This is a genomic window from Fischerella sp. JS2, from assembly GCF_032393985.1.
In the GTDB taxonomy this organism is placed as follows: Bacteria; Cyanobacteriota; Cyanobacteriia; order Cyanobacteriales; family Nostocaceae; genus Fischerella.
The window spans coordinates 2,542,490-2,569,142 of sequence record NZ_CP135918.1 but is presented as its reverse complement, the minus strand read 5'-3'; the positions used below and the strand labels follow the sequence as shown (position 1 = coordinate 2,569,142).

Below are 26,653 nucleotides of genomic sequence, written 5' to 3'. Positions count from 1 at the left end.
TAACATGGTAGTCCGAAACAAGGAAAAATAAGGAAAAACTTTTAATATTAGAAGGTTAGGGAGGGGTAATTGTTATTTTTGCAAGAGGTCTATCACCCCATCTGAATCTAACCAGTAACTAACATCAACGGCTAATTTTTGCCCTAACTTCAATAACTGCTGATGCTTAATAATGTTCTCACCATTAGCGATCGCTGTTTGAGATTGAGACAAAATTTTGTTGTACAAACAACTAAAGTATAGTTCTTGAGAACGATCCAAACAGATGCCTACATTTAGCTGATAGGCAACATCAATCAATCTTTCCAAGCGCTGGATATCTGCATCAAATGTACCATTGGCATCGTGCAATAATTGCCAAAGCGATCGCAGAATCAACTGTTCTAACATCTGCTTGCCTTCAAGAATATTTAACCGACAGCGCAGGTGTTTTGCTTCACTAGCGATCGCTTGTAATTCCAGGATATGATTTATACTTAGTTGCGGTTCGCTGATATCTTGCTCTAAGGCGCGCAGTGTGTTCATACACCGATAACTTAAAGCTATTTCTGCTGCTACTTGCAACTCTTGTGGTGCTGGCAATTCATCCCGATGGAATGCCATCAGTACACCGTAATTATCTCGGTATGTCTGTGTATAAAGTTGGTCTAGTCGACTCAATGTTTCTTGACTCAACAACCGCATCAAGCGATGACGTTCTTCAGCAAAGAGATTTTCTAAGCTAAATGCTTGATCCCCAAATAACTGCATCATCACTAAGATAGTGTTCGCTGCACTCGCTTTTTGTAGCGATGCCAATAATTTTTCTTTGATTTGACTGTAAGTGCGTCTTCCTTCAAATGGTTGAATGCAACAATGGAAATCCCAACCCCCTAAATGCAACACTGCAAAAACTAAATGTTCACTTTCCCAAGTGATTTCCGATATTAGCTTTAAGTGTCCGACTGCTAGTGTCAATGCTCCCAGCCGTTGCAGATGGTAATCTAACTCATGAACGTTGTAGCAATAAACGCGTTTTTGGTAAGGATGGGAATATTTGACAGTACAGTTGTTGGGTGATGTGCCATTGCCATTGCGGGTTTCGCCTTTGTGATTATTAAGCAAAGAAGCGATCGCATGATGAGCTGCAACTTGCTTAAATGTGATTTGTGAAGTCGCCACTAGTTGGCGGTAAACTTCTCCACCATGTTTAAAAATATTAACATTACTAGGAGCAATGGCAAGGCACTTGAGGAATTCTTTCTCTAGTTGCACACCTGCGACATCTCCCGCTAGTTCTAAAGCACGGGCGGCATAACGCAGAATCTGCGTTCCTTCTGGGCGGGATATTTCTTCAAAAAACCAACCACAACTAGTAAACATCAACAAAGCATGACGCTGCATTTCCAACAGGCGCAAAGCGTCTACTTGTTCTGCATTGGTAAGTTTGTGAGTTTGATGGCCCGCCAGGAAGCGGTGAATATTGTGAGGCGATCGATCCAGAATTACCTCGATATATTCATCTCGTGCTTGCCAGGGATCAGAGAAAAACTGTCTACCGTGTTCTTCATACACCTCCATCAGGCGATCCCGCAACCAATTTAAGGCATTTCGCAACGGGCGACGCCATTGTTGATGCCATTCACCGCCACCACCACAACCGCAATTATCCTGCCATCTATCAACACCGTGGGCGCAACTCCAAGCGGTAACTGGCTTTAACTCTACTTCCCAGGCTGGAGGATTCAAGCTGAGATAATGGGCAAAGTTGGTAACTGTCCAACCCCGATGAGGGAACTCTTCTGTGAAGGCGTATGCCAGAGTCTTTTCTGTTCCTCCCTTGTGGTGTCCGAAGGTTTCCCCATCTGTCGCTACAGAAATTAACTGGGCAGGACGATGATCCCCACGTACCGCAGAACCAATGCGCCCTGCTAAATGACCGGAATTATAAAGAACATCACTAAAACCCATGTCCCGCGAAATTGGACCATCGTAGAAAAAGATATCGATATAGGGAAGGGATTGGTGATCGGGGATGGGGAATTGGGAAGTGGGATTTTCTATTTCCTGATCCCCATCTCTGGGAGATAAAGAAACTGTACTCAAAGGAGAGGATGCTGTGCTGAGTGTAGGTTTGAGATAGCAACGATAGGGACGGGTGGGATCAATCTGACTACCGCCGACTTCGTGCCATTCTGGATGAGGATTTTCCTTAGTAGGTAAAAGGCGACAACGCTGTGCTTGTGAAGGTGCTAAGACAATAAAGCGAATGCCTTCTTTGACTAATGCTTCGAGAGTCGGGTAGTCTACAGCAGTTTCTGCCAACCACATACCTTCGGGATCGCGTTTAAAGCGGGATCGGAAATCTGCTTTGCCCCAACGAATCTGCGTATATTGATCGCGATCATTGGCAAGAGGCATGATGATATGGTTATATACTTGCGCGATCGCATTGCCATGCCCATGCAAACGTTCACAAGATTTGCGATCAGCTTCCAAAATTCGCTGATAAACTTCTACATCGTGGCGTTCTAGCCATGACATCAGCGTTGGACCAATATTAAAACTCAAAAACTCGTAATTATTAACGATCCCCACTAGTTCACCCCGGTCATTTAGCACCCTAGCGAAAGCATTCGGGCGATAGCATTCGTGATGAATTCGTTCATTCCAATCATGAAAAGGTGCTGCACCCGGTTGGCGTTCGATCGCATCCAAGTATGGATTTTCCCGTGGTGGTTGATAAAAATGACCGTGTACAGTCACGTAAACACCCATAGCCGTCATCAAGGGATCAGGCATTTTGGTGTCTGTAGAATTTTCTTGGGATGTCAAATTTATGCCAGTTTGACCTGGCAGTTCAGCAGCAGAAGTCATGTAGTATATCCAAAATCAAAAATACTTGCAATTGTGCCGACAAATATATGCGTACCTTTTATAGCGGCATTCCCAGTAAATATTAGCGTTGGTAGACAGCAACGACGAGATGAATGCAATTAGAGTATAGCTCATAGTATTACGGGTAATCTGCATTATCAAGCAGTCCTTTCCCGAAGTTCAGGAATAAAACAGCCATTGAAAAAGCCTCTTGACAGGTTTTTCCACCGGCAGTACCAAAAATTTAATTGTCTTTTAATACATTAAACATCATTATTTAGTGTAGTATTTACGGTTTAATAAAAACTTTTACAACGAAAATTTATTAATTCTCCGTAAAACTCCACTCTATTTTACAAATTTTGCCATCTGTGTGGAAATAGTGAAATATCGGAACTACTGAGGGGCAGTGGGGATTAGGGACAATAGGGAGGTGGGGAGTAGTAAACCACTAACTACTAATGTAGAGACGCGAGGAACATCGCGTCTGTACCCATCAACAACCAACAAACTCTTGACTATTAACCATTGACAATTGACCATTGACTATTAACCATTGACAATTGACCGTTGACTCTTAACTAATGTCAGTTAAAAACATTCTCTTTTTAGTTCTCTTACTTTTCATTCCGGTTTCTGTGGCAGCCTACTTTTTAGAGTGGGGAGATTTAATTGTTTTTATCACAGCTGGATTAGCAATTTTGCCCTTAGCAGCTTGGATGGGTACAGCTACAGAAGAAATAGCTGTGGTAGTAGGCCCGACTCTGGGAGGATTATTAAACGCTACCTTTGGTAACGCCACAGAATTAATTATTGCCATCATTGCTTTGAAAGCAGGGTTCGTAGATGTAGTCAAAGCCAGCATTACCGGCTCAATTATCGGTAATTTACTATTGGTAATGGGTTTGGCTATGTTATTAGGTGGACTGCGTCATAAAGAACAGACATTTCAACCAATAGTAGCGCGGATGAATTCAGCTGCTATGAATTTAGCGGTGATTGCTATTTTGTTGCCAACAGCAATGAACTTTACCTCGCCAGGAATTGGCGAAAGAACCCTGCAAAATCTTTCCTTGGCAGTGGCTGTTGTATTGATCCTCGTTTATGCCTTGACACTGCTATTTTCCATGAAAACTCACTCTTATCTTTACGATGTGGGTGTAGCAGAAACAGAAGCTTTGGAAGTTGCGAATCACAAGCCCAATATATGGTTGTGGAGTGGGGTGTTGCTGGTATGTACTCTATTAGTAGCAATAGAATCAGAATTACTTGTGGATTCATTAGAAGCAGCCACATCTAAGTTAGGGCTAACAGCGTTATTTACAGGGGTCATACTTGTCCCTATTATTGGCAATGCTGCTGAACATGCTACGGCTGTAACTGTGGCAATGAAGGACAAAATGGATCTTTCCCTTTCCGTAGCAGTGGGATCAAGTATGCAAATTGCTCTGTTTGTAGCTCCTGTGTTAGTAATTGTAGGGAAGTTTTTTGGTCAACCTATGGATTTGGATTTTAGTCCCTTTGAATTGGTGGCCGTGGCTGTATCAGTTTTAATTGCAAATACTATTAGCTCTGATGGTAAATCAAATTGGTTAGAAGGCACATTACTTTTAGCAGCTTACATACTCTTGGGATTTGCTTTTTACTTCTACCCAGTAGTTGATGGTATAAGTTAGAAAGTAATGGGTAATAGGTAAATGGTAAGAGTACCCATTACCCATTAACAAAGTTAGCGGACAGTAGTCTATTTGCCGTCTTGGCTTATTGCGGTTTCGGGGAAACTGGCTTATAAGTGTAGGTTTTTAATAAAGTGATGAGTGATAACTATAAAACCAACAAAAGTAATGATCATTTCATCAAACCCTACACCCTTATACCCCTACACCCTCAAAGCAGTGTTTTAGGGACAAAGCGTAAAAAATCAACAGGGGATGTTCCTGACATCTAAGGGAGGATAAGCTTCCCGAAGACTGTCTGTGACAGTTCTTTAACCTGGTAGCAAATTACAATTGCCTAAACCTGGGCACTACATTTACAGTGTTTAATTTAAAAATTAAGCGTAAAGATAATAAAGTATACTTAAGCTTACGCCTTTTTGCCTTTTTTGTTTACTACAACTTGATAGTAGGCAGATATTAGCTTTATCTGATTCCAAATCAGATTTTTATTTGCCATCTGTCAAAGGAGGCAATTTTAATATCGCACCGATTTTTTGAAAAAAACAACTATTTTTTTAGTTGAAAATACGCACTATTCCGGAACATTAACTATTTAGTATGTGAAAGAAAATATGGGCGTTAGTAAAATGAAATACAATGAGTGATATGGGTCTACTGATAACGGGCGTGTTAACAACAGGACAACCATCTCTGCCCAATTTCCCGGAGAATTTGCCGGTTCAGCTAGACAATGACATAAATCAGTCAGAACAAAGTCAGTTATCTGAGGTTGTTCCTGGAAATCAGATCACACCACCTGAATTTATACCACCGGATGAGCAGGTTTCTGTGGTGTCGTTAGTGATCGCATCAGATACACTAGATGACAATACTCAACTCAAAGACTTTGGTGAATCCGGGGATTCTCCAGTTGTAGCAGAAAATGCTGTTGTAGACAGTGTTGAATACTCAAATGTACAGCCAGAGTTCATTCCTATCTCTGAAGCGACAACAAATGATCACAGTTTTCTAGTTGCTTTTACTTCCACTACTCAAGGTCAAAATATAAATAAGTACACTACTGTACCACTAAAGTCTGTTCACCACCAACCACACTATAGTGCAGGGGGACTTCCGCAATCGCCTCGTGTTAGAAGTAAACAACCCACAGACTATAGACGGGTAGCAAAATTTCCCAACTCACCTAGTCCAGCTTTGCCAATTCTTGGTTTTGGTCATACAGGTGATGCTGTTAGAGTATTGCAACGGTTGTTACGATCTAATGGCTATAGTATACAAGTGGATGGGATTTTTGGAGCTTTAACAGAATCAGCAGTCAAAGCTTTTCAAAATCGTCGGAGTTTAGTTTCAGATGGAATAGTAGGTCAAAGAACCTGGCGAGAGTTAACAAAGTAGTCATTAGTCATTTGTCCTTTGTCATTTGTAATGAGTACTAACTATTAATCAATGACCAATGACCAACGACCAATGACCAAATTATCTATATTTATGCTGTTCTAATAATTGTTGCGCCCTGGGCTTGTAGATTAAGTAAAACAAAGCTTCAATATAACGCAACAAATCTTCTCGATTTTGTTTGGAAATAAAGTTCCAGAAACCATAAATCCGTGCTAGCGATAGCAGTTTGTTACTATGAATTTTCCAGGTATAGGTACTGTAAACCCGGTTCATGGCTTGTTGAGAAACTTCACACCAGTAGTTTGGGTTTTGTTCGCATTTACTGACGAAATTCAAGATTTTTGTGGCTGTTTCTTCTAAATTTGTGGGGTTGATGTAAAAGCCGTTGACTTGATCTTGAATAATTTCTAAAGGCCCACCAAACTGAGTCGCAAAAGTAGGTAATCCGGAAATCATTGCTTCTAATATTGTCAAGCCAAAGGCTTCAAATAAAGCAGGTTGCACAAAAATTCCCTGGTGGTCAGCAATGACGCGGTAAACTTCTCCAGAATCAGTTTTAGATAGACGTACACCCAGCCAGCGAATTTTGCCTTGGAGATTGTATTGCTCTATTATGCGGTAGAGTTTGACAATTTCTTCTCGTTCTTCATTGTCTGTTGATTCTTCCACACGCAACTTACCCGCAACTAAAATTAAGTTGCAATATTCCTGTAATTCTTGACTTTGACCAAAGCATTCTGCTAAACCTGTGAGATTTTTGATCCGATCCAGACGGGCCATGGAAAACAGAGGGCGTTTGCTTGGATCATCAAGTTTGCCAAAGATATGTGCAGAATCTTCTAGAGTAAAAAGCATCTCTTCAATGCGTCGGCGATCGCTTTCTACTCGATCTTCAGTACACGTATAGGGAAAGAAGTAATTCTCATTCACCCCCGGCGGTACGACATTGAATTTGGGACTAAATAGTTCAATCCCATTTACTACATGGTACAAATCTGGCATAGTAAAGCACTTGTAAGATTCGTACTGTCCGATACTATCTGGTGTACCGACTATTTCTTGGTAGGTGCTGCTAATGATAAAGTTGGCTGCATTCATCACCAACAAATCAGCAGTGAATTGTAACGAGAAATGATACTTATCTTCTAGATCCTGCCAGTAAAGGTTACTGAACAAATATTTAGATTTTTCCAAAGCATGGGCAATGATGCAGTGAGTAACGTCCAAACGACGCGCCAATAAAAATGCTACTAAATTCCCATCTGAATAGTTACCAACTATAAGGTCAGGTCTACCTTGAAATTCTGCCAGTAGTTCTTTTTCTGCGTCGATCGCATAGGTTTCTAGATAAGGCCAAAACTCAAATCGAGAAATCCAGTTTTGCGTCATATTAGGATTAAATTCCCGCAAAGGTACACGTAAAATCCAAGCATTTTCTGTTCCGTGAACCTTTTCTAGACGTTGATTGCAAAGTGTATCCTCACTATTGGGGATGAGGCGGGTGAGAATAATTACTTTTGGCTGGACATTCAATCCTTCTAAGCCTGCAAGTAGGGCATCTTCTTGCAACTGCGTTTCTAGATTTCTAGCTTGGTCAAGAACATACACGACTTGACCGCCAGTATCAGGACGCCCTAATACTCCCTCTTGTCCAAACCACCCGTGGGTAGACACCAAGACGATTCTAAAAATCATCGGGATGCGGGAAATGAAGGCTTCTAAGGTTTGGGGATCGGGAGAATCGATCAATTGATCAAGCATCTCAAGGCTTTCCTGCACACGGGCGGCGGTATTACCCCAACCTGGTTCAAAGCCCATCGTTTGCAATTGGAACCGAAATTCTTCGTAGGGTTCTTGACTGGGGCGACTACTAACGAAAGCGATCGCAGCTTTTATTTGTTGAGAAAGTTGCTGTTGAGATTGAATGCGATTATTTATCAGTAGCTGGATGCCGTTATATTGGTGCAAATTCAAGAAAATAAATAAACTTTCCTGCCATTGCTTGGGATCTTGGAAGAGTTTGCTTGATAAGTAACGGTTGAGTAATTGTACTCCCTTGCCGATATTTTTTGGGTCGCGTAAAACTGGGGAGTAGTCGTAAAACGGACCAAAATCCAATTCCAACAAGTCGCCTTCGTTGGGATGGAAGCGATTTACTAAGCGATCGCGCAGATCCAAAAGTTCCTGCACACTCATCGATTCAACATTCAAATCATCCGTTAGTCGATAAACCTCTTGAGTGGCAATTTTAGGGCGAATAATAAAGCAAAAGCCAGAAATATCTTGAATGATTTCTTGAGTGTAATAGATGAGTTTACCTAAGTTTGATGAAGCGTTAAAATGCTCAGGTTTTTGGTAATTCGTACAATATTCGCTGTATACATTCAATATATCATTCCGCAGTAGGTATTTTTTGTCTTGATGGCGTAATTCACTCAGAAATGAGCGCAAATCATTTTTTTCTTCGCTTTCGAGGACTGCTTGAATTAATTCAGACATACAACTACCAGAAATCTACCAAAAGATATTTGAAATTTGAGTTTAAATTCAGTTTGAAACTAGAATAAGGCACAAGGGTAAGATAAACTTTCATTTCTTTGTTGTGAACTCTATTTGTGGGGAGTCTTGCACCTGCCTTATCTTCCACCAGAGAATAATTTTTCTGACTAATAGCCTAACTCCACTCAGAGTAGATTAAGCACTCGCAGTGAAATTTATCTTTGGGCGAATGAAAAAGTTAGTGCAAGATCCCCATGGGCAAATTATGCTCACAACAAAGGAATGAAAACTTGATTCCTCCTACACCCCCCTGGATACGTCTAGATTTGCAGTTTCAAGTTGAGAAAATCCTTAATTTGATTCTCAAAAACTGAATATTCATTATTTTTTTCAATTTTCGTCGTTTAGCTTATGTTTTTAGGAATATCTTAATTTTCCTGACTTTGTACTCTAACTAAAGACATAGTGTTATACATTTATTCAGTTATATGGAATTATTGACATGACTAAAGTTGTTTTCTGAAAATATAAATTTTTCTCCTGGCTGTAATTTACATTAGGTAAACTTTTTCCTAATATTATTGTTACAATCAATTGTTAATATTAAAAATATAACTATTTCTCTATGATTGTTGCAACAAAAGTTCATTTACTTGAGATTAAAATTATTATCAACTTAAACATCAGTAAATATAAATCAAGTTTTTTATGAGACGACATATCTACTTAGTTCACCTATTTATAATTACAGCATGAACATTAAAATTTGGGTCGGTAGATATGAGTGAACGAACACATCAAGTCACACAAGATCATAGTGTAGGCAACATTATGATTATCTCTTTTCTTGCCTTGTGCGGACTAACTGTCATATTTCTGCTAGGAATTTTTTAGTTAGGATTCAAGAATTTTGATTTTGTTAAAATTAATTCTCAAACAGTAGTCCAAAAAGGATCAATATTGGGCTACTGTTTTGCATTATTTTAGTTGTTAGTTGATTGGAATTATTAAGAATCAATATTCAAAAAACTTAAAAAACAAAAAACGCTTGGGAGTGTTGCCGTGTTTCCACCCCAGGCGCTTTTTGTTTTACACTTGCTCCTCACACACAACTAAAAGATATCACTACTTTTATATAATGACAAGTACTTTAGAAAAAATTTTTCTCTTCAATAATTTACCAATTAAAAAGCGCTTGGAGTGTTACCGTGTTCCCACTCCAAGCGCTTTTTTTCTAAACTTACTCCTCACACACAATTAAAGATTAACATTGTGCTTATCTATCTACAAGCATAGTATAGACACTTTGACAAGTGTACCATCCTACTTTAGATAGATTAATGTAAAAAGTGACGTATGCCTGTGAAAATCATTACTAAACCTAGCTCGTTTGCAGCTTGAATTGAATCTTGATCCCGCAGACTACCACCTGGTTGTATGATCGACATAATTCCCGCCGCCGCCGCAGTTTTGACAGAATCATCAAAGGGGAAAAATCCATCACTAGCAAGAACTGCACCTTTAGCCTTTTCACCAGCTTGTTCAAGGGCAATTTTTACCGAACCAACGCGGTTCATTTGTCCTGCACCAACACCTAAAGTTGTGCGATCGCTACTGACAACAATGGCATTAGATTTGACGTGTTTGCAAACTTTCCAAGCAAACAGTAATTCTGCTAATTCTGTGGGTGTAGGTTGGCGTTCGGTGACGATTTGCCATTGACTGGTATCGGCTACAATATCATCTGCATCTTGAACAAGAAAACCACCTGCGATCGCTTTGACAGTTTCTTTAGGGCCATTGCTTAAATCCGCTAAAGTCAATACCCGCACTTTTGACTTAGCAGCCAGAATTGCTTTCGCGTCTTCTTCACATCCTGGTGCGACTACGCATTCTAAAAATGTTTTTGTGAGTTCCCCTGCTGTGGCAGCATCAATCGGACGGTTAAGGGCAACGATACCACCAAAAGCAGACACAGGATCAGCATTAAACGCTTTTTGGTAAGCTGCGGCGATTGTATCTGCTTGAGCTGTACCACAGGGGTTAGTATGTTTGATAATCGTGGCAGCAGGAGTGTCAGTGAATTCGGCGATGATGCGGCGTGCTGCTTCTAAATCAACTAAGTTATTGTAACTGAGTTCTTTCCCTTGCAGTTTGCTAGCAGCAGCCCAACCTGTTGCATTTGCACCAGTTTGATACCAAGCTGCTTTTTGATGGGGGTTTTCACCGTAGCGCAAAGATTGTAGTTGTTTCCCAGAAACAGTAAATTGTTCTGGTAGAGTCTGGGTTGGTTGTATCCCTGCTAAGTAAGATGCGATCGCCTGATCATAGCTAGAAGTATGCAAAAATCCTTGCAACGCACACTTTTGGCGAAATTCTAGGGATGGTTCGGTGTGTTCGCGTAATTCCTGCAAATACTCGTCATATTGGGAGGGATCACACAATACCGTCACATCTGCGAAGTTTTTTGCTGCTGCCCTCAGCATAGCAGGGCCACCAATATCAATTTGTTCTATTGCTTCTGCTAATGTGACATCTGACTTGGCAATTGTTTCCCCAAAAGGATAGAGATTTACCACTACTAAATCTATTAGACGAACTTGGTTATCTACCAAATCTGTCATATCTTGCGGAATTGATCGCCGGGCGAGAATTCCACCGTGAATGCGTGGATGTAGAGTTTTGACTCGACCACCTAATATTTCGGGAGAACCTGTGTAATCTGCGACTTTTTTAACTGGTAATCCTGCATTTTTGAGAACTTGAGCAGTACCGCCACTACTAATTAACTCAAAATCAAATTCTTCTACTAAGCTACGAGCAAGTTCAATTAATCCAGTTTTATTGGATACACTCAATAGTGCTAGACGCGCCATAATTCCCCAGCTTTATTTGATTGGTACAAGTGAGAGCAGAAGATTATTTTACAAATTGCTGGAAGTTGTGAAGACAAGTTTTTGCACAGACGCCTTTGGCAAATATTTGAGCATAGTCAGCTTTAGCTGAGTACAGGTTTGCCTAAAATCGTAGCTATCTTAAACCCAGAGAAACGCAAAGTCAGCGCAAAGGTTCGCAGAGTTTTTCAGAATTTTATTCGCTACGAATTTGTGAAATGTTGTACTGAGTTGAGTTATGAGCGTCACAATTAATTGTGAGGCGGATTTATCAGCCCTAGTTTGATTAATATCGATTAAGAGAGTTGAATTATGGGAGCAAATATCTGTCCTTAGAATTTATTCAGGTTCCCCCAACAACAGGAAAAGTACCTACAGGTTTAATCGTAGCTTTGCATGGTTGGGGTGCAAATGCTGAGGATTTAGCATCTTTAGTACCGTTTTTAAATTTGCCAGATTATCAGTTTCTGTTTCCTAATGCACCTTTTCCTCATCCTTATTCGCCTATAGGAAGAGCATGGTATGACTTGAGTGCGGAGAATATGTATGAGGGATTAACAGAAAGTCGGCAATTACTCACAGATTGGTTGCTAAGTTTAGAAAGTAGGACTGGTGTACCGCTATCACGGACGGTGTTGAGCGGTTTTTCCCAAGGAGGGGCAATGACTTTAGATGTAGGATTAAAGTTGCCCTTTGCAGGTTTAGTTGTTATGAGTGGTTATTTACATCCTGGTGCAGTTGTGGATGCTACCTCGACTATAACTGCTTCACCTCCAGTTTTAATCATGCACGGTAGATATGATCAAGTAGTACCACTACGAGCTGCACTCAAGGCAAAAGAAACTTTAGAGTCGCGCTTAATTGCAGTACAGTACTATGAATTTGATATGGATCATGAAATACAACTACCAATGCTAGAGATAATACGTAATTTCGTGATCAATACTCAAGTAACCACAGAGTAGCTTGTTGCTAGATCAAGTCTCATCCCAGTTACAAAAGTTTTACAAATTCCGGTATAAATCCGGAAAATTTTCACGTAATTAATGTCCTCAAATGAGTAATATATATTGGGTGGCTGCGTCGAGCGCAAACAAACCCAAGCTGGATGCAAATGCTGCTAACGGGAGGGGCGAGCATTATGAAAACTCTAAGCATTTCCAAAAAAGAAATTGCTACCATGACTCCACAAGATGTAGAAAAGTTAGCTACACGCTTGGAGCAGGACAACTATAGCAATGCTTTTGAAGGTTTGGATGATTGGCACATGCTACGTGCGATCGCGTTTCAACGCCCAGAGTTAATTGAACCATATATCCACCTTCTGGATTTAGAACCCTACGACGAAGCCTAACAATTTTGGATTTTAGATTTTAGATTTTAGATTGTGGAGTGTTAACTTTTGGCTAGATTTCTGGATTGTATCTCTGCTGAAGTGTTAACCGTAAGTTATCAAATTTAAGTCCTTAACCCAATGCTAAATCCAAAATCTAAAATCCCAAATCTAAAATTGAAAAGGGTTCTAATTGGTATAGGCGGCGGTATCGCCGCCTACAAAGTTTGTGAAGTTGTTTCTACATTATTTAAAAATGGTGTGGAAGTGCGAACTATTCTGACTAATTCCGCACAAAAATTTATCACACCTCTGACTTTCTCCACTCTCTCCCGCTATAGCGCCTTTACAGATAAAAATTTTTGGCAACCAATTTACTCTCGTCCCTTACATATAGAATTGGGTGAGTGGGCAGATGTTTTTTTAATAGCGCCTTTAACAGCTAATACATTAGCAAAATTAGCTTACGGCATGGCTGACAACTTGCTTACAAATACCGTCTTGGCTTCTACTTGTCCTGTAGTGTTAGCACCAGCCATGAATACCGATATGTGGGAACAGCAGACGGTGCAGCAGAATTGGCAAAATCTCTTAAAAAATAGTCGTTTTCATAGTTTACAGCCAGAATCGGGATTATTAGCGTGCGATCGCGTCGGGGCTGGGAGAATGGCAGAACCGCCAGAAATCATAGCTTACATTCAATCTTTGCTGCATACCGTAGGTAAACGAGATCTAGCTGGAAAGCGAGTATTAATCAGTGCTGGGGGAACACGGGAACATTTTGATCCCGTAAGATTTATCGGCAATCCTGCTACAGGCAAGATGGGATTAGCTTTAGCACAAGCAGCATTGCATAGAGGCGCAAACGTGACCTTAGTACACAGCCCACTCAACAGTGACATTCCCTTAGGAATAGAAGCAGTTCCTGTGGTAAGTGCTGAAGAAATGTATGCAGCCATGTTGCGGTATTTACTATATGCAGACGTAATAATTATGTCAGCCGCAGTCGCAGATGTGAAACCACAGAATTACAGTCACCAGAAATTGCCCAAGCGATCGCTTCCAAAATCTTTAGCCTTAGAACCTGTACCCGATATAATTGCAGAATTGGCAAAGCGCAAACAACCCCATCAATTATTAATTGGCTTTGCTGCTCAGACAGGGGATATAATCACTCCCGCTTTGGAAAAATTGCACAGAAAAAATTTAGACGCTATTGTTGCTAACCCAGTAGATAAACCTGATAGTGGTTTTGGCAGCGACAATAATCAAGCAGTATTTTTAGATAAGCAAGGTCATCATTTAGAAATTCCACCATGTACTAAATTACAGCTAGCTCATCATCTCTTTGATTTTGTTGGTAGTTATTAGTTGAGTTGTACAGATGCTTCAGTCTCAAAGGAGCAGTGTCAAAGAATACGATACGAAATCTTCAAATTTATATTAATCAATAATGATATAAAAGGGTGCAAGCTACGGCATAATGATTGCGAGCAGAGCAAAATTGCCACAAATGATACTAACAAGGCTGACAGAAGAATTAGACAACCTGAGTAAACATAGTAGTAATGGAGTACTAATTTTCTACAACCATACAGTCGTTTGGAATCTTCACTTTAACGACGGTAAGTTGATCTATGCCACAGGTGGAATGCATCCTGTCAGACGCTGGAACAGAGCCTTAAAGCAGCATTGTCCCGATTGGAACTGGAGTGTTGAGTCTTCTGTATTGTCAGAAAATCAGCCTTGGGAATGTCAACTCCTCGCCCAAGCCATCAGTCGTAGGCAATTGAGTGCAATCCAAGCTAAGTTAGTAATTCGTACTATTGTCCAAGAATGTTTTTTTGAATTGAGTAACTCTAAAGAACTGAAAAATGATTGGACACCCACTCAAAAAGATATATTTCATTTACCTCAGCTCATAGCCTTATCTTCCTGGGAAATACTCTCAGTTCTTACAAAAGCAACGAACATACAAAAAAAATGGCAAGCTGCTGGTTTAGATCATCTTAGCCCCTGTTTAGCACCAGTTTTGTCACCAACAGCAAATCCTCAAGTCATCCCAGTTTCAGAAAAAAAGTACTTCAACAATAATTTCACCCTTTGGGATATTGCTGTAGAGCAGGAAAAATCTGTGACAGAGGTGGCTGTTTCCTTAATACCTTGGGTGGATAAAGGTGTGCTGGAACTGCAAAAAATTCCAGATTTACCATTACCGACTATCAAACAAGTAGTTGCAGTCAATAACTCCCAATCAGAAAATAATCGTATTACATTTGCTCCGGAACCTGTTGAGGAACCTATTCAAAAATCTGTTGAAAAACAATCTTTAATTGCTTGCATTGATGATAGTCCAGTATTAGCTTACACCTTAAGAAAAATCTTGATACCCGCCGGATATCAAATGTTAAGCATTCCGGAACCGATGCGAGGCTTTTCTCAACTTATCGAACACAAGCCTGATTTAATCTTGTTAGACTTGCTCTTGCCCAATGCTGATGGTTATAGCATCTGTAAATTTTTGCGCGACACTCCCACTTTTAGGAATACACCAATTATTTTCCTGACAGAGCGCAATACCCCGATTGATCGGGCCCATGCTATGTTAGTAGGTGCAACTGAATTTTTAGGTAAGCCTCCACAGCCAGAAGAATTATTACAAATTGTTGAGAAATATCTGGGGCATTGAAGAAGGCAGCTATGCCGGAGGCAGAGGGCACAAGCAGCGATGTTCCTGGGGGATTCATACCCACCAGCAATTCGTATCCGCTAAACTTCGTTTTAGCGGGGGTCTTAAACCCAAAAGCTCGGACGGCAATAGGGCTGCTCAACCGACAACTCAACATAGATGCCTCCTGCCCTCTACCCTCTGCCTTCCTCGCGCAGCGAGATAAATGAAAGTTGTTGAAAGTATTTTGCTAGAGATCCTTAGACCTCCTAATACTTAAGTTGCATTCAAAATATTAATTCAGTAGAGATTTGGGGCAATTGGGAGAAAGATTGCTTCTCATCTGATTCAACCATTTTCCTTCACAGAATGAAACAGCCCTGCTTTTGGCAAGGGGGACTAAGGGGGTATTTCAAATATTTGTGCAAGAGGTCTATTGTTCTGTAGATTCTTTCACTACCTGTACCTTACTAATCCAAAATTTCAGATCGGATGACTTCGTAAGATACATTTAGAGCTTAATTTTCGTTTTCAATAATTTTATTTTTCCAGAAAAAATTTTTATGGCTGTAGCAGTTGTCAGCATGATACTAGCTATACACTCTGATTCTGCCTTGATGAATATAAATTTTTTCTAAAAATTCAGTTCCCAATAATAATTTTAGAGATAGTAGTTGTCATTTTTACATGATACGCTAATTACTTAGTCCATTTTTGTAAAGCAACGATAAATTTTTTATGAAAAGCATTATGATTTATTAGACAAATACACTTAATAATACTTACAATACATCAGAACTAAGTAGAATGAAAAAATAAACACTAGTTGAGAAATAGGTGTTTAACTAAGAAATTGCTGAGGCTTTGCATTTTAACAACCTTCACAAAGAAAATATTATGTTATGCTTACTGTCTCATAAAAAATAAGTCACTGATAATATGAGTACTATCGTTAAAAAGCTACGAAATCACGTTTTAAAGAATTTGTATCAAATTTCGTTCTTGCAAAACCAAGCTGAGCGGAATTATCAAATTTCTGTTAAGCAGCACTCAGCAAATTTACCTGTGCTTTCAGTAGCTGATTTTAAGTTAGTTGAATCTATCAAACGTGAAGGAGTAGTAGTAACTTCACTAGAAGCTCTATCTATTCCACAGACAGAGAAAATGTTTTTAGCTGCACAAAAATTGATACCAGAAGTAGCAAGGAGTGTTCCTTTACAAGAACATGAATATGTTGTTCATGCTAGTTCTGAACAAATGATGCAGCATCCAGAAATATTTATGTGGGGGCTAGAAAAACGTTTACTCAATATAGTTGAGAATTATATTGGTCTACCTGTAGCCTATCATGGAGCATATTTTCGCAGAGATCTTGCTAACTCTATTGAGCGAAAATCTAGGCTGTGGCATATAGACGTAGAAGACAGAAAAATTCTCAAGGTTATTGTGTATTTAAATGATGTGGATGAAAATTGTGGTCCTTTTCAATATATTCCACAATCTTTAACCTCAACTGTAACTCGTTCTTTGAAATATAGACATGGTTACATTCAAGAAAAAAGATTGCAAAATATTTTATCCCCATCTTTATGGAGATCATGTACTGGTTCGGCTGGTACAGTAGTTTTTGCAGCTACTTCCAAAGTTTTTCACCGAGGGAAAATCCCTATAGATCAAGATAGATACACAATCTTTTTTGACTATACAAGTAGACAACCTACATATCCATTCTATTGTAAGTCTTCCCTTCCTTGGGAAGACTTACTATCACTAGCAGCAAACTTTTCAGAACACCAAAAGCAGTGTGTTTTTTGGCGTCCAAGTCTGTAAGAATAAAGTTTTAGCTATCATCATCTGCATACGCTCCACTACACAACAGCAGAGATTAGGACTTGGGACTAGTGAATTAAAAATGTAAAGAAAATAAGTTCTTTTTTGAGGGTTGAACTTATATTTCATTTTACTAATTAAACATTTTGAAAATACGCAGGATATAACACAGTACCAGTTATATTTTTCAAAGCAGCAGGTTGCAACTCTAATGCCATAAAAACTTCATCAGGAAAAAATAATGATGATTGCAAGCCAAATTTTCCTGCTGTTTTAAAACCAAAGCGTTGATAATAACCTGGCTCACCAACAACAATAATAATGGCATGATCTAATTCGCGACATTTTGATAAACCCACTTGCACTAGTCTGCTACCAATACCTTGGCGCTGATGTGATGGTTTTACTGCCAAAGGTGCTAGTGCTAGTGCTGGAATAGTTTGATTGGGAGTTTTAATGATAATCTGACTAAAAAGAATGTGTCCTAATACTTCTTCTTTTTCTACTGCTACTAGTGATAGTTCAGGTATAAAATTCTCCGATTTCCGAATAATATCTACAAGTTCAGCTACCTTAACTTGCTCAAAAGCTTCTATAATTACTTGGCGAATTGCTAAGATTTCTTTGTTGCTTTCTGGAAAAATATCAACCATTAACCCCTCAATCATATTTGCATCTCTAGTATAAAATCAAGCTGACTTCAATGTAATAATACCTTGATCAAAAACGCGGTTAGCTGTATCTATACCACTAACTTCTATGCGATCCGCAAACACTTCATAGGCTGCAAAACTCAATTTTTCCGCAGAATACTCAGTCCATTCATTTTTGCCGACAGGACGAGTACCTGCACCACCCCCACAAATTAAATAAGTTGTACCATTGATGGCACGGGTACGTTCATAATGGTGTTCATGTCCATTGATATAAAGTTGCACACCATATTTTTGAAACAAAGGAGTGAAAATTTGAATAAAATCAGGGTTGCTACCATAGACACCTGATGCATAAATAGGATGATGACCAAAAACAATTTTCCAGGTAGCATTACTTTGGCTTAATTCTTGTTCTAACCAATTTAGCTGGTTAATCCAGTCAGCGTTACTATTAGTATCTAGTGCGAAAAATTGGATTTTATCCCGGCGAAATGTGTAGTAGCGCCCTTGCATATTAAAGCCTGCATATTTAACTTGCAAATCGCCATTGGCAGTGCGAATATCGTGGTTTCCTAAAGCAGCTTGAAATTTTACACCTTGCTTTAGTAATTGTGCATAGGGACGTTCAAAGACTGCATTTATTTTCTCAATTTCACCATTGGTATAGATATTATCTCCTGCTAAGATAACCAAATTATAAGGATATTTGCTGTAATAATTAGCCATAGCTCTAGCTACAGCATATTGGCCTTTTGCACCTGTACCTGTATCTGCTACAGAAACAAAGCGCAGTAATAAATCTTTTTTGGTAGATGGATTAGCGGCTATTGCCTTTGAGACTTGCTCACTATTTTGATCAATAATCCCACGACTAATACTAGCTAGAAATCCTACACCAATGGCACTGAGTCCACTTAAAAATAAAAATTGACGACGTTTTAGTTTCATATTTGCCAAAAATCATTAATTAATCAGTTTAGCGCCAGCATTGAAATGATACATTAAGGCTGAGGAGGTAGCAGCCACAATATAAGTCCTTGATTAGCTGCTCTAGGTGAAAGTTCCATGTCACAGGACAATCAGAATTCACAACCACCTTCTTCGCCACAACCGCAGGATAATACATCTGGTCAGAGAAGTAACCAAAGGAGACAGTCTTTTTGGAAGACTAAAACTATCCAAATTCTCAAAGGCGCGATCGCAGTTTTAGAAACGACTGTAGAAAAGCTAGAGACACAATCACCTCCAACAGATGTATCTCTCAACTGGTGGAGTAGACTGTTAGTCAAAATCCGCTCTTATTTACCAGCAAATTTATCAGCAAAGTTGTCAGATACAGCTTTGACAGGAGCGATCGCAATTTTTGCTGTCATTCTAGTTTGGGTTACTTCCACCATTTTCACAGGTAAACCCACTGAAATTGTCACTACTCCCCCTACTTCTCCTACTCCCCTCACCTCTCCATCTCCCAACCTTCCCACCCCAGAACCTTCTCCTACCGAAGAACAAACTCTAGCAGAAACACCACCACCTGTAGAGGAAGAAGAACCCACACCAATACCAGAAGAAGTTACCCCGTCACTAGAACCAGAAGTAACTCCAACACCCACACCCACAATTGACAATCAACCAACAACAATCACTAATCAACCAGCAACAATAGTATTAACACCAGAACAAATTTTAATTGCCACGATTGAAAATCAAGTAGCAGAAGTTAGCGATCGCTTTGCCTCTGGACTCATAAAATCGATCCAAGCTAACTTTCTCACTAGCAGTTTGGATATCAAAATTAGCGATGATTGGTACACCCTCAGCGAATCCGAACAGGATAAACTCGCAGCCGAAATTCTCCAGCGTTCTCAAGAACTGGACTTTACCCATCTAGAAATGAGCGACTCACAAAATAGGCTTGTTGCACGTAACCCTGTTGTGGGTACTGAAATGGTAATTTTTAGAAGACAAGGTTAACAGTTATCAGTTATCAGTTATTTTTCTTGATCACTGTTCACTGTTTACTGATTTAATATCCTCTTGCTGATCCTTCACCACGCGGATCGGCTGCCCCTTCTAAAGCACCATCAGAGGTAACTGCGATCGCGTTAATGTTACCCCAAGGCTGGGTTTGTTTAATTTTGTGTCCCCGACGCTGTAATTCTGCTACCGTGAGAGCATCTAAACCAAAAGGTTCGACTCGCAATTCATCGGGAAGCCACTGATGATGGATGCGAGGAACAGATACAGCTGCACCTACATCCATGTTGTACTCCAGCACATTGAGGATGACTTGCAGCACTTGGGTAATGATAGTACCACCACCAGGCGCACCCACCGCTAAGCGTAGGCGACCATTTTCAGTCACAATCGTGGGAGTCATGCTGGAGAGAGGTGTTTTGCATGGCGCAATCGCATTAGCTTCGTTACCCCGTAAACCAAAAGCATTTGGTACTCCCGGCGCGGCAGCAAAATCATCCATTTCGTTATTAAGTACAATTCCCGTCCCGTCAGCAACTACACCAGCACCAAATCCTAAGTTAACAGTAAAAGTTAGACTTACGGCGTTGCGTTGTGCATCCACAACATTAAGATGGCTAGTTTCTGTAGACTCGTAGCGGGGTTTGTAGAATGTTTCCTGGGTGTTCTGAGTGATCATCAAAGAATTACTTGCAGGAATTAGTTTCTGTTTGTGCCTACACACAAGAGGTTGAGAAGTCAGATTCCGCCGTAATTTTATATTTGCAGGCTTGACTTCAGTTGCAGGTCTAGCTCTATTCAGAGTAATTTCAGCCTGCCGTCTTTGCGTATAAGCAGGGCTAAGTAATTGTTGTACAGGTACTTTGACAAAATCAGGATCACCTAATAATTGTGAGCGATCAGCATAAGCAATTTTCATTGCTTCTACCATTAGGTGGATGACATCGGGGTGATGCCAACCTAAAGATTTTAAATCGGTAGAACCGATAATATTTAACATTTCTAATAAATGTACACCCCCTGAGGAAGGAGGTGGCATAGAACAAACTCTTGCTTGACGAAAATTGCCACACACAGGAATGCGCCAGATGGGTTGGTAAGATTTCAAGTCTTCTAGAGTTACTAAACCACCATTTTTTGCCATGTCAGCAGCAATGGCACGGGCAATATTTCCGGTGTAAAAACTGCGGGGGTTTTGAGAGATTTCTGTTAAAGTTTTCGCCAAGTCACGCTGTACTAATTTTTCTCCAGGTTGATATAATTCCCCGTTGCGAGTAAAAATTGCCCGTGCGGCTGGGTTAGTAAGAATTACTTGCTTACGATTTTCATACTCTGGTATAGAACGCCACGTTACTTGAGGACTCAGGATAAACCCATCTTTAGCGAGAGCGATCGCAGGTTGAACAACTTCTGCCCAAGGTAGCTTACCATAACGTTGATGCACTTCGTACAGTCCTGCTACCGTTCCTGGTGTTGCTACTGCCAAGTATCCATTTATACTCAATTTTGGACGCACTTTACCTTGGGCGTCCAAATACATATTTCTCTTTGCTTTGAGGGGTGCGCGTTCGCGAAAATCTAAAGCTTTAATTTCTCCGGTTTTGCCATCACGAAACAGCAAAAAGCCGCCGCCACCAATTCCCGCCGAAAAAGGTTCTACTACAGAAATCGCAAAAGTCGTCGCTACAGCTGCATCAACTGCGTTACCACCTTTGCGTAACATTTGCAACCCTGCCTCACTGGCAAGGGGATTGGCAGACACCACCATAGCTTTTTTGGTGCGTAGGGGTAAGCTAACGGCGGCAGTTACTTGTTTGTGGTTGTAAAACAGTGATGCAGAAAAACACAGATGAAAAATCAATACTGAAACCTGCGTGTAGCGACGGAATTTGGGCATGTTGATTACATACAGCACTCACCCAAGTATCACATAGATGATGATTTTCTAAAATCATCTCAATTTATTTTCTGTTGTGAAGATATGACAGATATTGTGTTTTGAAAATCGACCACCGATGCACACAGATGTAGACGCCCTTACGGGCGGCTTCCCGGAGGGTACACCGTGCAAGGCGATGGACACAGATGGACTCTGATAAATTTTGGGTGTGTGTTGATGTTGTCTGTCGGTACAAAAATTTATATTGTAGTATCAAGTCCTGCTAATCGCTTAGGATATTATACTTCGTTGTTAGGCATTGAGCATTGGTTCTTCCCATTACCCTTACGGGTACTCTTCCTTGAAGCCGAGAAAGCGGGCGTCTACGCCAGTCGCTCATGGGGAACTCACCGGCCCCTGGTGGGGATTGGGGGCTCGCGGTTCCCTTTGGGGTTGGGGGAGGAACCCCCTGCGTAAGAGTCGCTGGCTCACCAATTACCCATTACCTATTACCAGCCTACGCGACAGTATAAGTATTCAACCGAACTTGATATAAGTAATTTGTGGTTAATAATGACTACCTGATTTCCGATGCTGAATGGCAGTGACACCTGTCGGTTCTAACACTTCGCCTTTATCTACAGTGGCATAAATTAACCAGCGATCGCCACATTGAGTTCGTTGTTGCACGGTACATTCTAGATAGGCAAGGGCATCACTGAGAATTAAGCAACCGTTGTTAGCTGTTGTGGTTGTTAATTGAGCAAAAGGATTCTCCCCTGGAGTACTGTGGTAGGAAAAATAACGTCTGAGGTTGCGACCTTCTTGGAGAATATTCAGGACAAATTGATCACCGGGATGAATCATGGAATCGGCATTTTGATCTTGGGCAATCGCAATCATCAAACCAGGAGGATTAAAAGTAGCTTGTGATACCCAAGATGTGAGGATTCCACTGTGGCTATCTCCGCGTCGAGTGCTAAGGACACACAAAGAACCAATGATGCGTCCAACAGCTTGTTCTGTCCGGTCTACTTGCGCTACTGTTAATGCTTGGCGGGGAGTGCGGAGTTTCTTTTTCTTTTTCAAGACTTGGGCAAAATCTGCTCCGGCATCTTGGCATTGTTGCAAAGTGAACTCAGTAGGACTGAAGCGAATGCGGATGGTGTTAAACCCTAAGCGATAATTGGCATCTAATAGTTTATTTTCAATCAGGTCGATCGCTTCTCCACTCCAACCGTAGGAACCAAATACACCCGCTAGTTTCGTTTTCGCCGCCGCCGAGAGGACAATTCCCAAAGCAGTTTGAATTTGGGTGGGTGCATGACCGCCCAAAGTGGGAGAACCAATGATAAAGCCATCGCAAGCTTCAATCGCGCGAGTAATTTCACTGGGTTCTGCCAGTTCGCAGTTGATTGATTCCACTGCCACCCCAGTTTGAATTAAGCCTTGGGCGATCGCCTGTGCTAAAGTTGCCGTGTTACCGTAGGCAGAAGCATAAAGCAAAGCTACTCGCAATTCTTGATTTTTTTGTTCTTGACACCATTGGCGGTAATCGTAACTAAAGCGACTAAGACTGTAGCGAACAATCGGCCCATGGCCAGGGGCGTAATATTTCGCTTTTAGAGGTGCTAATTTATCTAAAGCTGCTTCTACTTGTTTAGCTTGGGTGGCGTGCAGACATTCAAAATAATAACGGCGATCGCCATCCAGTTGCTTCCAATCTTCATCAAATAGGACATCACCACAGACATGTACGCCAAACAATTTGTCAGTATAAAGAATGCGGGTAGCAACGTCGTAGGTACACATACCATCTGCCCATCGGGGAGTTGGTACTGTAACAAATTGCAATTGATGCCCCTCGCCCAAATCTAGAATATCTTCGGAACGAACAAGTTGTATTTTTGACTCCCACTCAGGAAAGGTGTTTTTGAGAACATTCGCACCAGGTTTAGAACAGACAATCTTGACTTGAGGTGCTTTTTCCAGCAAGACTTTGAGAGTTGCCATCCGGTTAGGATTGACATGATTGAGAATGATGTAGTCTAACTGAGTTAAATCTTGGTGTTTGTGTAACTCTTCTAAAAAAATCTGGGTAAAAGACTCGCCAGGAGGATCAATCAAAGCAGTTTGCTTGGCTTGAATCAAATAAGAATTCGCTGTTGTGCCTTTTTGGCGGGCATACTCAACCTCAAACTTGAGACGTTCCCAAGTTCGCGATCGCAAAACTAAGGTATTAATTCCAATTTCAGCAACTTGAACATCACGGGGACGGGTGAGAGTTGGAGATAAAGTTGAGACAGACATATTATTGGTTAGTGGTTAATGGTTGGTTGTTGGTGGGCTAATCGCAATCAATAATTGGAATGACCATTGGAATGACCATTTAATTCAGCCATTTCTTGGGCAAGGCGCTTTTTGTAACGCTTCGAGACTTCTTGTTCAGGATCAATACCTTCAAAAGTTGGAGGTAGCCAAACTCGTAGCACCATTAATACACCCAGTACCAGTAAAAAAGCACAAGCAGCCAATACTTGCATAAAAGTTGTTTCCAGTACACCGCGTACAATCATTTCTCGGAGTACAGAAACAATCGAAACTTCTACAGCCACCCCAATCGAAACCCGTTGTTCTTGCAAATAAATAATCAGCAGACGGAATAATTCTACTAAAATCAGCAATGACAAAATATCTGCTGTCACAACGTGGAAGTGGATCGGGGGGAGCAAAGAAAGAAACATAGTCCAGATTTGCAGCACCATAAAGCTAAATAGCCCGATGCACAAAGAAATCACAATTAAATCTTGAACTAATTCCAGTGCTTGCACAATCCGACCTAAATTCAACCAACTTTCTCGCTTTACAGGTTTGACTGGCAAATCTTTCAGCAATTGCATCATGTGGTGACTCCAGTGGGGGGGGGGAGTGGGGGAGTGGGGGAGTGGGGGAGTGAGAGTGGGAGTGGGGGCAATGGGGAGGTGGGGAGGTGGGGGAGTAAAAATATTTTATCCTTGTATTTCTTAGACTTCTCACACCCCTCATACTGTTCACACCCCTCACACCCCTCATACTGTTCACACCCCTCACACCTTAATAGTGATTACCAACCTTCCGATGGTGGACGGCGGTGAGGGCATCTAGTTTGGCGACTCTACCAGTGTGGACGTTGCTGTAAATGATCCAGTGATCGCTACACTCCATGCGGGTTGTAACTTCGCATTCCATGTATGCTAGGGCGTCTGCCAAAATGGGACAGCCATTGCTAGCGGGGTAAGTCTTAATATCTGCAAACCGATCTGCACCGGGGGGAAAACGCTTGAGGAAGTGTTTCATTAAACTTTGGTAGTTGTCTTCCTCAAGGACGTTGAGAATAAAGCGATCGCCTACATGCAATAAAGATTCTATTGCCCGATCTTTGGCAACTGCAATGGCAACTCCTAAAGGATTCATACTTGCTTGCATCACCCAGGAGGCTAACATAGCACTACTAACATCGGCTTTTTGGGCAGTAAGAATATAAAGTCCACTGCTAAGTCTTCCTAATGCCCGTTCTAAGTCATTGTCGAGAGTTTTGATTTGTTTAATAGTGCGATCGCGTGTTAACCATTGTCCGATATCAGTTCCCGCTTCATCACACATTTGTTCAGTTGCCTGTGTAGGCGGTTCTTTGATCAGAATCGGGGGAAAAGCTTCAGTGAGTCCAATTTCTTGAAACTTGTTTCGTAGTGGATAAATCGGTTCATCTTCCCCACCACCAGTTTCAAACAGCCCTACTGCTTGTTTGTTGTGGGCAGCAGCGAGAATGGTACTTAAAGCTGCATGGGCATTTTGATCAGATTGGGATGGCATTCCAATCACCAAACCAGTTGCTTGATTTACCAATTCCCGGACTTCTTGAGGTTCAGCAGTACTTAAATCTACCAGTTCTACTGCAACACCATTTCTCGTGATGCCATGAGCGATCGCTCTTGCTAATTGGTCACTGTAACCGTAATCTTCACAGTAGAAGAGGGCAACCAAGGTATCTGTTTTGGCTTGTTCCTGGCTCCATTTTTGATAACAATTTACCCAGTTTGAGAGGTGGTGTTGCAATAAAGGGCCGTGTCCTGTGGCAATCATGCCGACATCTAATTTTTCCATCCGCTTGATCGCAGACAGCACAGAACGCGCATTCGGTCCCATCAGGCAATCATAGTAATATTTAAAGTCTTGTTCTACTAGTTCTGGATCTTCGTCAAAGGTGTGGTCATCGCAGTAGTGCATCCCAAAAGCATCACAAGTATAAAGGATGCGGGTTTTTCTATCGTAGGTAAAAATGGTATCTGGCCAATGAAGATTGGGAGCACAGACAAACTCTAACTCATGTCCATTGCCTAAATCCAAGTGATCGCCATTTTTAACTATTAGAGATGGGAATGGCTGATGTACCATGTTTTCCAAAAATTGGATGGCAACTTTAGCCCCGACTACTGTGACTTGGGGGGCTAACTGCAATACCTCTTTCACCAGTCCACTGTGGTCTGGTTCCGTATGGCTAATAATTAAGTAATCTAAAGTTGACAGGTCAATTAATCCTTTGACTACATCTAAATACAATTGTTGAAACTTGCGGTGAGAAGTATCAACCAGGGCAGTCTTTTCACCTTGAATGAGAAAGGAATTATAGGTTGTACCGTTCTGCAATCCAAACTCAATATCAAAGCGATCGCGATCCCAATCTAGAGAACGAATAGCGATCGTTTCAACCCCAATCTCAATTGTTTGCATGGTCAAGCGACCTTGCGGTTTGGTGTTTTCACGAGCAGTTAGTGCAACCATACCCTGCTGCCTCCAGCGACCTTCGTAATAATGCTTTACCTTATTTAATATTTATCTGGATGCACTATATTTGTAAAATGTCAATTTTTAAAGCAAATCATTAGTTATTTTAAAGTGTAAAAATATATAAATTAATTGATGCTTATCATAAGGATAGTGCGAATAA

The 26,653-nt window shown here is 40.9% G+C and carries 17 protein-coding genes; 8 read left to right on the top strand and 9 right to left on the bottom strand.

What is annotated here, in order from left to right; all coding sequences use genetic code 11:
• Positions 1-72: 72 nt before the first annotated feature.
• Positions 73-2,856 carry a DUF3536 domain-containing protein gene (locus RS893_RS10595; RefSeq protein WP_315791128.1) on the bottom strand — a complete coding sequence of 928 codons (2,784 nt, stop codon included), beginning with the start codon at positions 2,854-2,856 and terminating at the stop codon, positions 73-75.
• 584 nt (positions 2,857-3,440) lie between these two features.
• Here RS893_RS10595 and cax point away from each other — a divergent pair.
• Together cax and RS893_RS10585 are read left to right on the top strand one after the other, a co-directional pair.
• The gene (gene cax / locus RS893_RS10590; protein ID WP_315791127.1) at positions 3,441-4,532 is read left to right on the top strand and encodes a calcium/proton exchanger; all 1,092 of its coding nucleotides are present in this window, start codon (positions 3,441-3,443) and stop codon (positions 4,530-4,532) included.
• Positions 4,533-5,171: 639 nt separating this feature from the next.
• Positions 5,172-5,930 (top strand): peptidoglycan-binding domain-containing protein, encoded by a 759-nt coding sequence (locus RS893_RS10585; protein ID WP_315791126.1) that lies wholly within the window; start codon positions 5,172-5,174, stop codon positions 5,928-5,930.
• Between the two features lie 81 nt (positions 5,931-6,011).
• Here the strand turns inward: RS893_RS10585 and RS893_RS10580 are convergent, their stop codons facing one another.
• Positions 6,012-8,432, bottom strand: coding sequence for a sucrose synthase (locus tag RS893_RS10580; RefSeq protein WP_315791125.1), 2,421 nt, complete (start codon positions 8,430-8,432; stop codon positions 6,012-6,014).
• 1,337 nt (positions 8,433-9,769) lie between these two features.
• Complete coding sequence (gene purH / locus RS893_RS10575; RefSeq protein ID WP_315791124.1) at positions 9,770-11,308, bottom strand: bifunctional phosphoribosylaminoimidazolecarboxamide formyltransferase/IMP cyclohydrolase; 1,539 nt, start codon at positions 11,306-11,308, stop codon at positions 9,770-9,772.
• A gap of 323 nt (positions 11,309-11,631) precedes the next feature.
• Here purH and RS893_RS10570 point away from each other — a divergent pair, with 323 nt between their 5' ends.
• From RS893_RS10570 to RS893_RS10550, 5 genes are all read left to right on the top strand, one after another.
• Positions 11,632-12,291, top strand: coding sequence for an alpha/beta hydrolase (locus tag RS893_RS10570; protein ID WP_315791123.1), 660 nt, complete (start codon positions 11,632-11,634; stop codon positions 12,289-12,291).
• A gap of 176 nt (positions 12,292-12,467) precedes the next feature.
• A complete protein-coding gene (gene isiD / locus RS893_RS10565) occupies positions 12,468-12,680 on the top strand; it encodes a protein IsiD (RefSeq protein WP_009455186.1) in 213 nt (70 codons plus the stop codon).
• Positions 12,681-12,800: 120 nt separating this feature from the next.
• Positions 12,801-14,030, top strand: coding sequence for a bifunctional phosphopantothenoylcysteine decarboxylase/phosphopantothenate--cysteine ligase CoaBC (gene coaBC, locus RS893_RS10560; RefSeq protein ID WP_315791122.1), 1,230 nt, complete (start codon positions 12,801-12,803; stop codon positions 14,028-14,030).
• Positions 14,031-14,172: 142 nt separating this feature from the next.
• Positions 14,173-15,348, top strand: coding sequence for a response regulator (locus RS893_RS10555; protein ID WP_315791121.1), 1,176 nt, complete (start codon positions 14,173-14,175; stop codon positions 15,346-15,348).
• Positions 15,349-16,266: 918 nt separating this feature from the next.
• Positions 16,267-17,157, top strand: a complete 891-nt coding sequence (locus RS893_RS10550; protein ID WP_315791120.1) for a 2OG-Fe(II) oxygenase — start codon at positions 16,267-16,269, stop codon at positions 17,155-17,157.
• A 137-nt stretch (positions 17,158-17,294) separates the two neighbouring features.
• Here the strand turns inward: RS893_RS10550 and RS893_RS10545 are convergent, their stop codons facing one another.
• A complete protein-coding gene (locus tag RS893_RS10545) occupies positions 17,295-17,810 on the bottom strand; it encodes an N-acetyltransferase (protein WP_315791119.1) in 516 nt (171 codons plus the stop codon).
• A gap of 36 nt (positions 17,811-17,846) precedes the next feature.
• Entirely contained in the window at positions 17,847-18,761 is a 915-nt protein-coding gene (locus RS893_RS10540) for a metallophosphoesterase family protein (RefSeq protein ID WP_315791118.1), read from the bottom strand.
• Positions 18,762-18,878: 117 nt separating this feature from the next.
• Between RS893_RS10540 and RS893_RS10535 the strand changes: the two genes are divergently transcribed.
• A complete protein-coding gene (locus RS893_RS10535) occupies positions 18,879-19,784 on the top strand; it encodes a hypothetical protein (RefSeq protein ID WP_315791117.1) in 906 nt (301 codons plus the stop codon).
• 52 nt (positions 19,785-19,836) lie between these two features.
• Here the strand turns inward: RS893_RS10535 and ggt are convergent, their stop codons facing one another.
• From ggt to RS893_RS10515, 4 genes are all read right to left on the bottom strand, one after another.
• Positions 19,837-21,684 (bottom strand): gamma-glutamyltransferase, encoded by a 1,848-nt coding sequence (ggt, locus tag RS893_RS10530; RefSeq protein WP_315791116.1) that lies wholly within the window; start codon positions 21,682-21,684, stop codon positions 19,837-19,839.
• 549 nt (positions 21,685-22,233) lie between these two features.
• The gene (locus tag RS893_RS10525; RefSeq protein WP_315791115.1) at positions 22,234-23,976 is read right to left on the bottom strand and encodes a diflavin flavoprotein; all 1,743 of its coding nucleotides are present in this window, start codon (positions 23,974-23,976) and stop codon (positions 22,234-22,236) included.
• Positions 23,977-24,023: 47 nt separating this feature from the next.
• On the bottom strand, positions 24,024-24,566 hold the full coding sequence (locus RS893_RS10520) for a phosphate-starvation-inducible PsiE family protein (RefSeq protein WP_396336457.1): 543 nt from the start codon (positions 24,564-24,566) through the stop codon (positions 24,024-24,026).
• A gap of 193 nt (positions 24,567-24,759) precedes the next feature.
• The gene (locus RS893_RS10515) at positions 24,760-26,487 is read right to left on the bottom strand and encodes a diflavin flavoprotein (RefSeq protein WP_315791113.1); all 1,728 of its coding nucleotides are present in this window, start codon (positions 26,485-26,487) and stop codon (positions 24,760-24,762) included.
• Positions 26,488-26,653: the final 166 nt, after the last annotated feature.

Excerpts from the sequence above, each read along its gene's own strand:
- RS893_RS10595 (WP_315791128.1), bottom strand. The coding sequence starts at position 2,856 with ATGACTTCTGCTGCTGAACTGCCAGGTCAAACTGGCATAAATTTGACA.
- cax (WP_315791127.1), top strand. The coding sequence starts at position 3,441 with ATGTCAGTTAAAAACATTCTCTTTTTAGTTCTCTTACTTTTCATTCCG.
- RS893_RS10585 (WP_315791126.1), top strand. The coding sequence starts at position 5,172 with ATGAGTGATATGGGTCTACTGATAACGGGCGTGTTAACAACAGGACAA.
- RS893_RS10580 (WP_315791125.1), bottom strand. The coding sequence starts at position 8,432 with ATGTCTGAATTAATTCAAGCAGTCCTCGAAAGCGAAGAAAAAAATGAT.
- purH (WP_315791124.1), bottom strand. The coding sequence starts at position 11,308 with ATGGCGCGTCTAGCACTATTGAGTGTATCCAATAAAACTGGATTAATT.
- isiD (WP_009455186.1), top strand. The coding sequence starts at position 12,468 with ATGAAAACTCTAAGCATTTCCAAAAAAGAAATTGCTACCATGACTCCA.
- coaBC (WP_315791122.1), top strand. The coding sequence starts at position 12,801 with ATGCTAAATCCAAAATCTAAAATCCCAAATCTAAAATTGAAAAGGGTT.
- RS893_RS10555 (WP_315791121.1), top strand. The coding sequence starts at position 14,173 with ATGATACTAACAAGGCTGACAGAAGAATTAGACAACCTGAGTAAACAT.
- RS893_RS10550 (WP_315791120.1), top strand. The coding sequence starts at position 16,267 with ATGAGTACTATCGTTAAAAAGCTACGAAATCACGTTTTAAAGAATTTG.
- RS893_RS10545 (WP_315791119.1), bottom strand. The coding sequence starts at position 17,810 with ATGGTTGATATTTTTCCAGAAAGCAACAAAGAAATCTTAGCAATTCGC.
- RS893_RS10540 (WP_315791118.1), bottom strand. The coding sequence starts at position 18,761 with ATGAAACTAAAACGTCGTCAATTTTTATTTTTAAGTGGACTCAGTGCC.
- RS893_RS10535 (WP_315791117.1), top strand. The coding sequence starts at position 18,879 with ATGTCACAGGACAATCAGAATTCACAACCACCTTCTTCGCCACAACCG.
- ggt (WP_315791116.1), bottom strand. The coding sequence starts at position 21,684 with ATGCCCAAATTCCGTCGCTACACGCAGGTTTCAGTATTGATTTTTCAT.
- RS893_RS10525 (WP_315791115.1), bottom strand. The coding sequence starts at position 23,976 with ATGTCTGTCTCAACTTTATCTCCAACTCTCACCCGTCCCCGTGATGTT.
- RS893_RS10520 (WP_396336457.1), bottom strand. The coding sequence starts at position 24,566 with ATGCAATTGCTGAAAGATTTGCCAGTCAAACCTGTAAAGCGAGAAAGT.
- RS893_RS10515 (WP_315791113.1), bottom strand. The coding sequence starts at position 26,487 with ATGGTTGCACTAACTGCTCGTGAAAACACCAAACCGCAAGGTCGCTTG.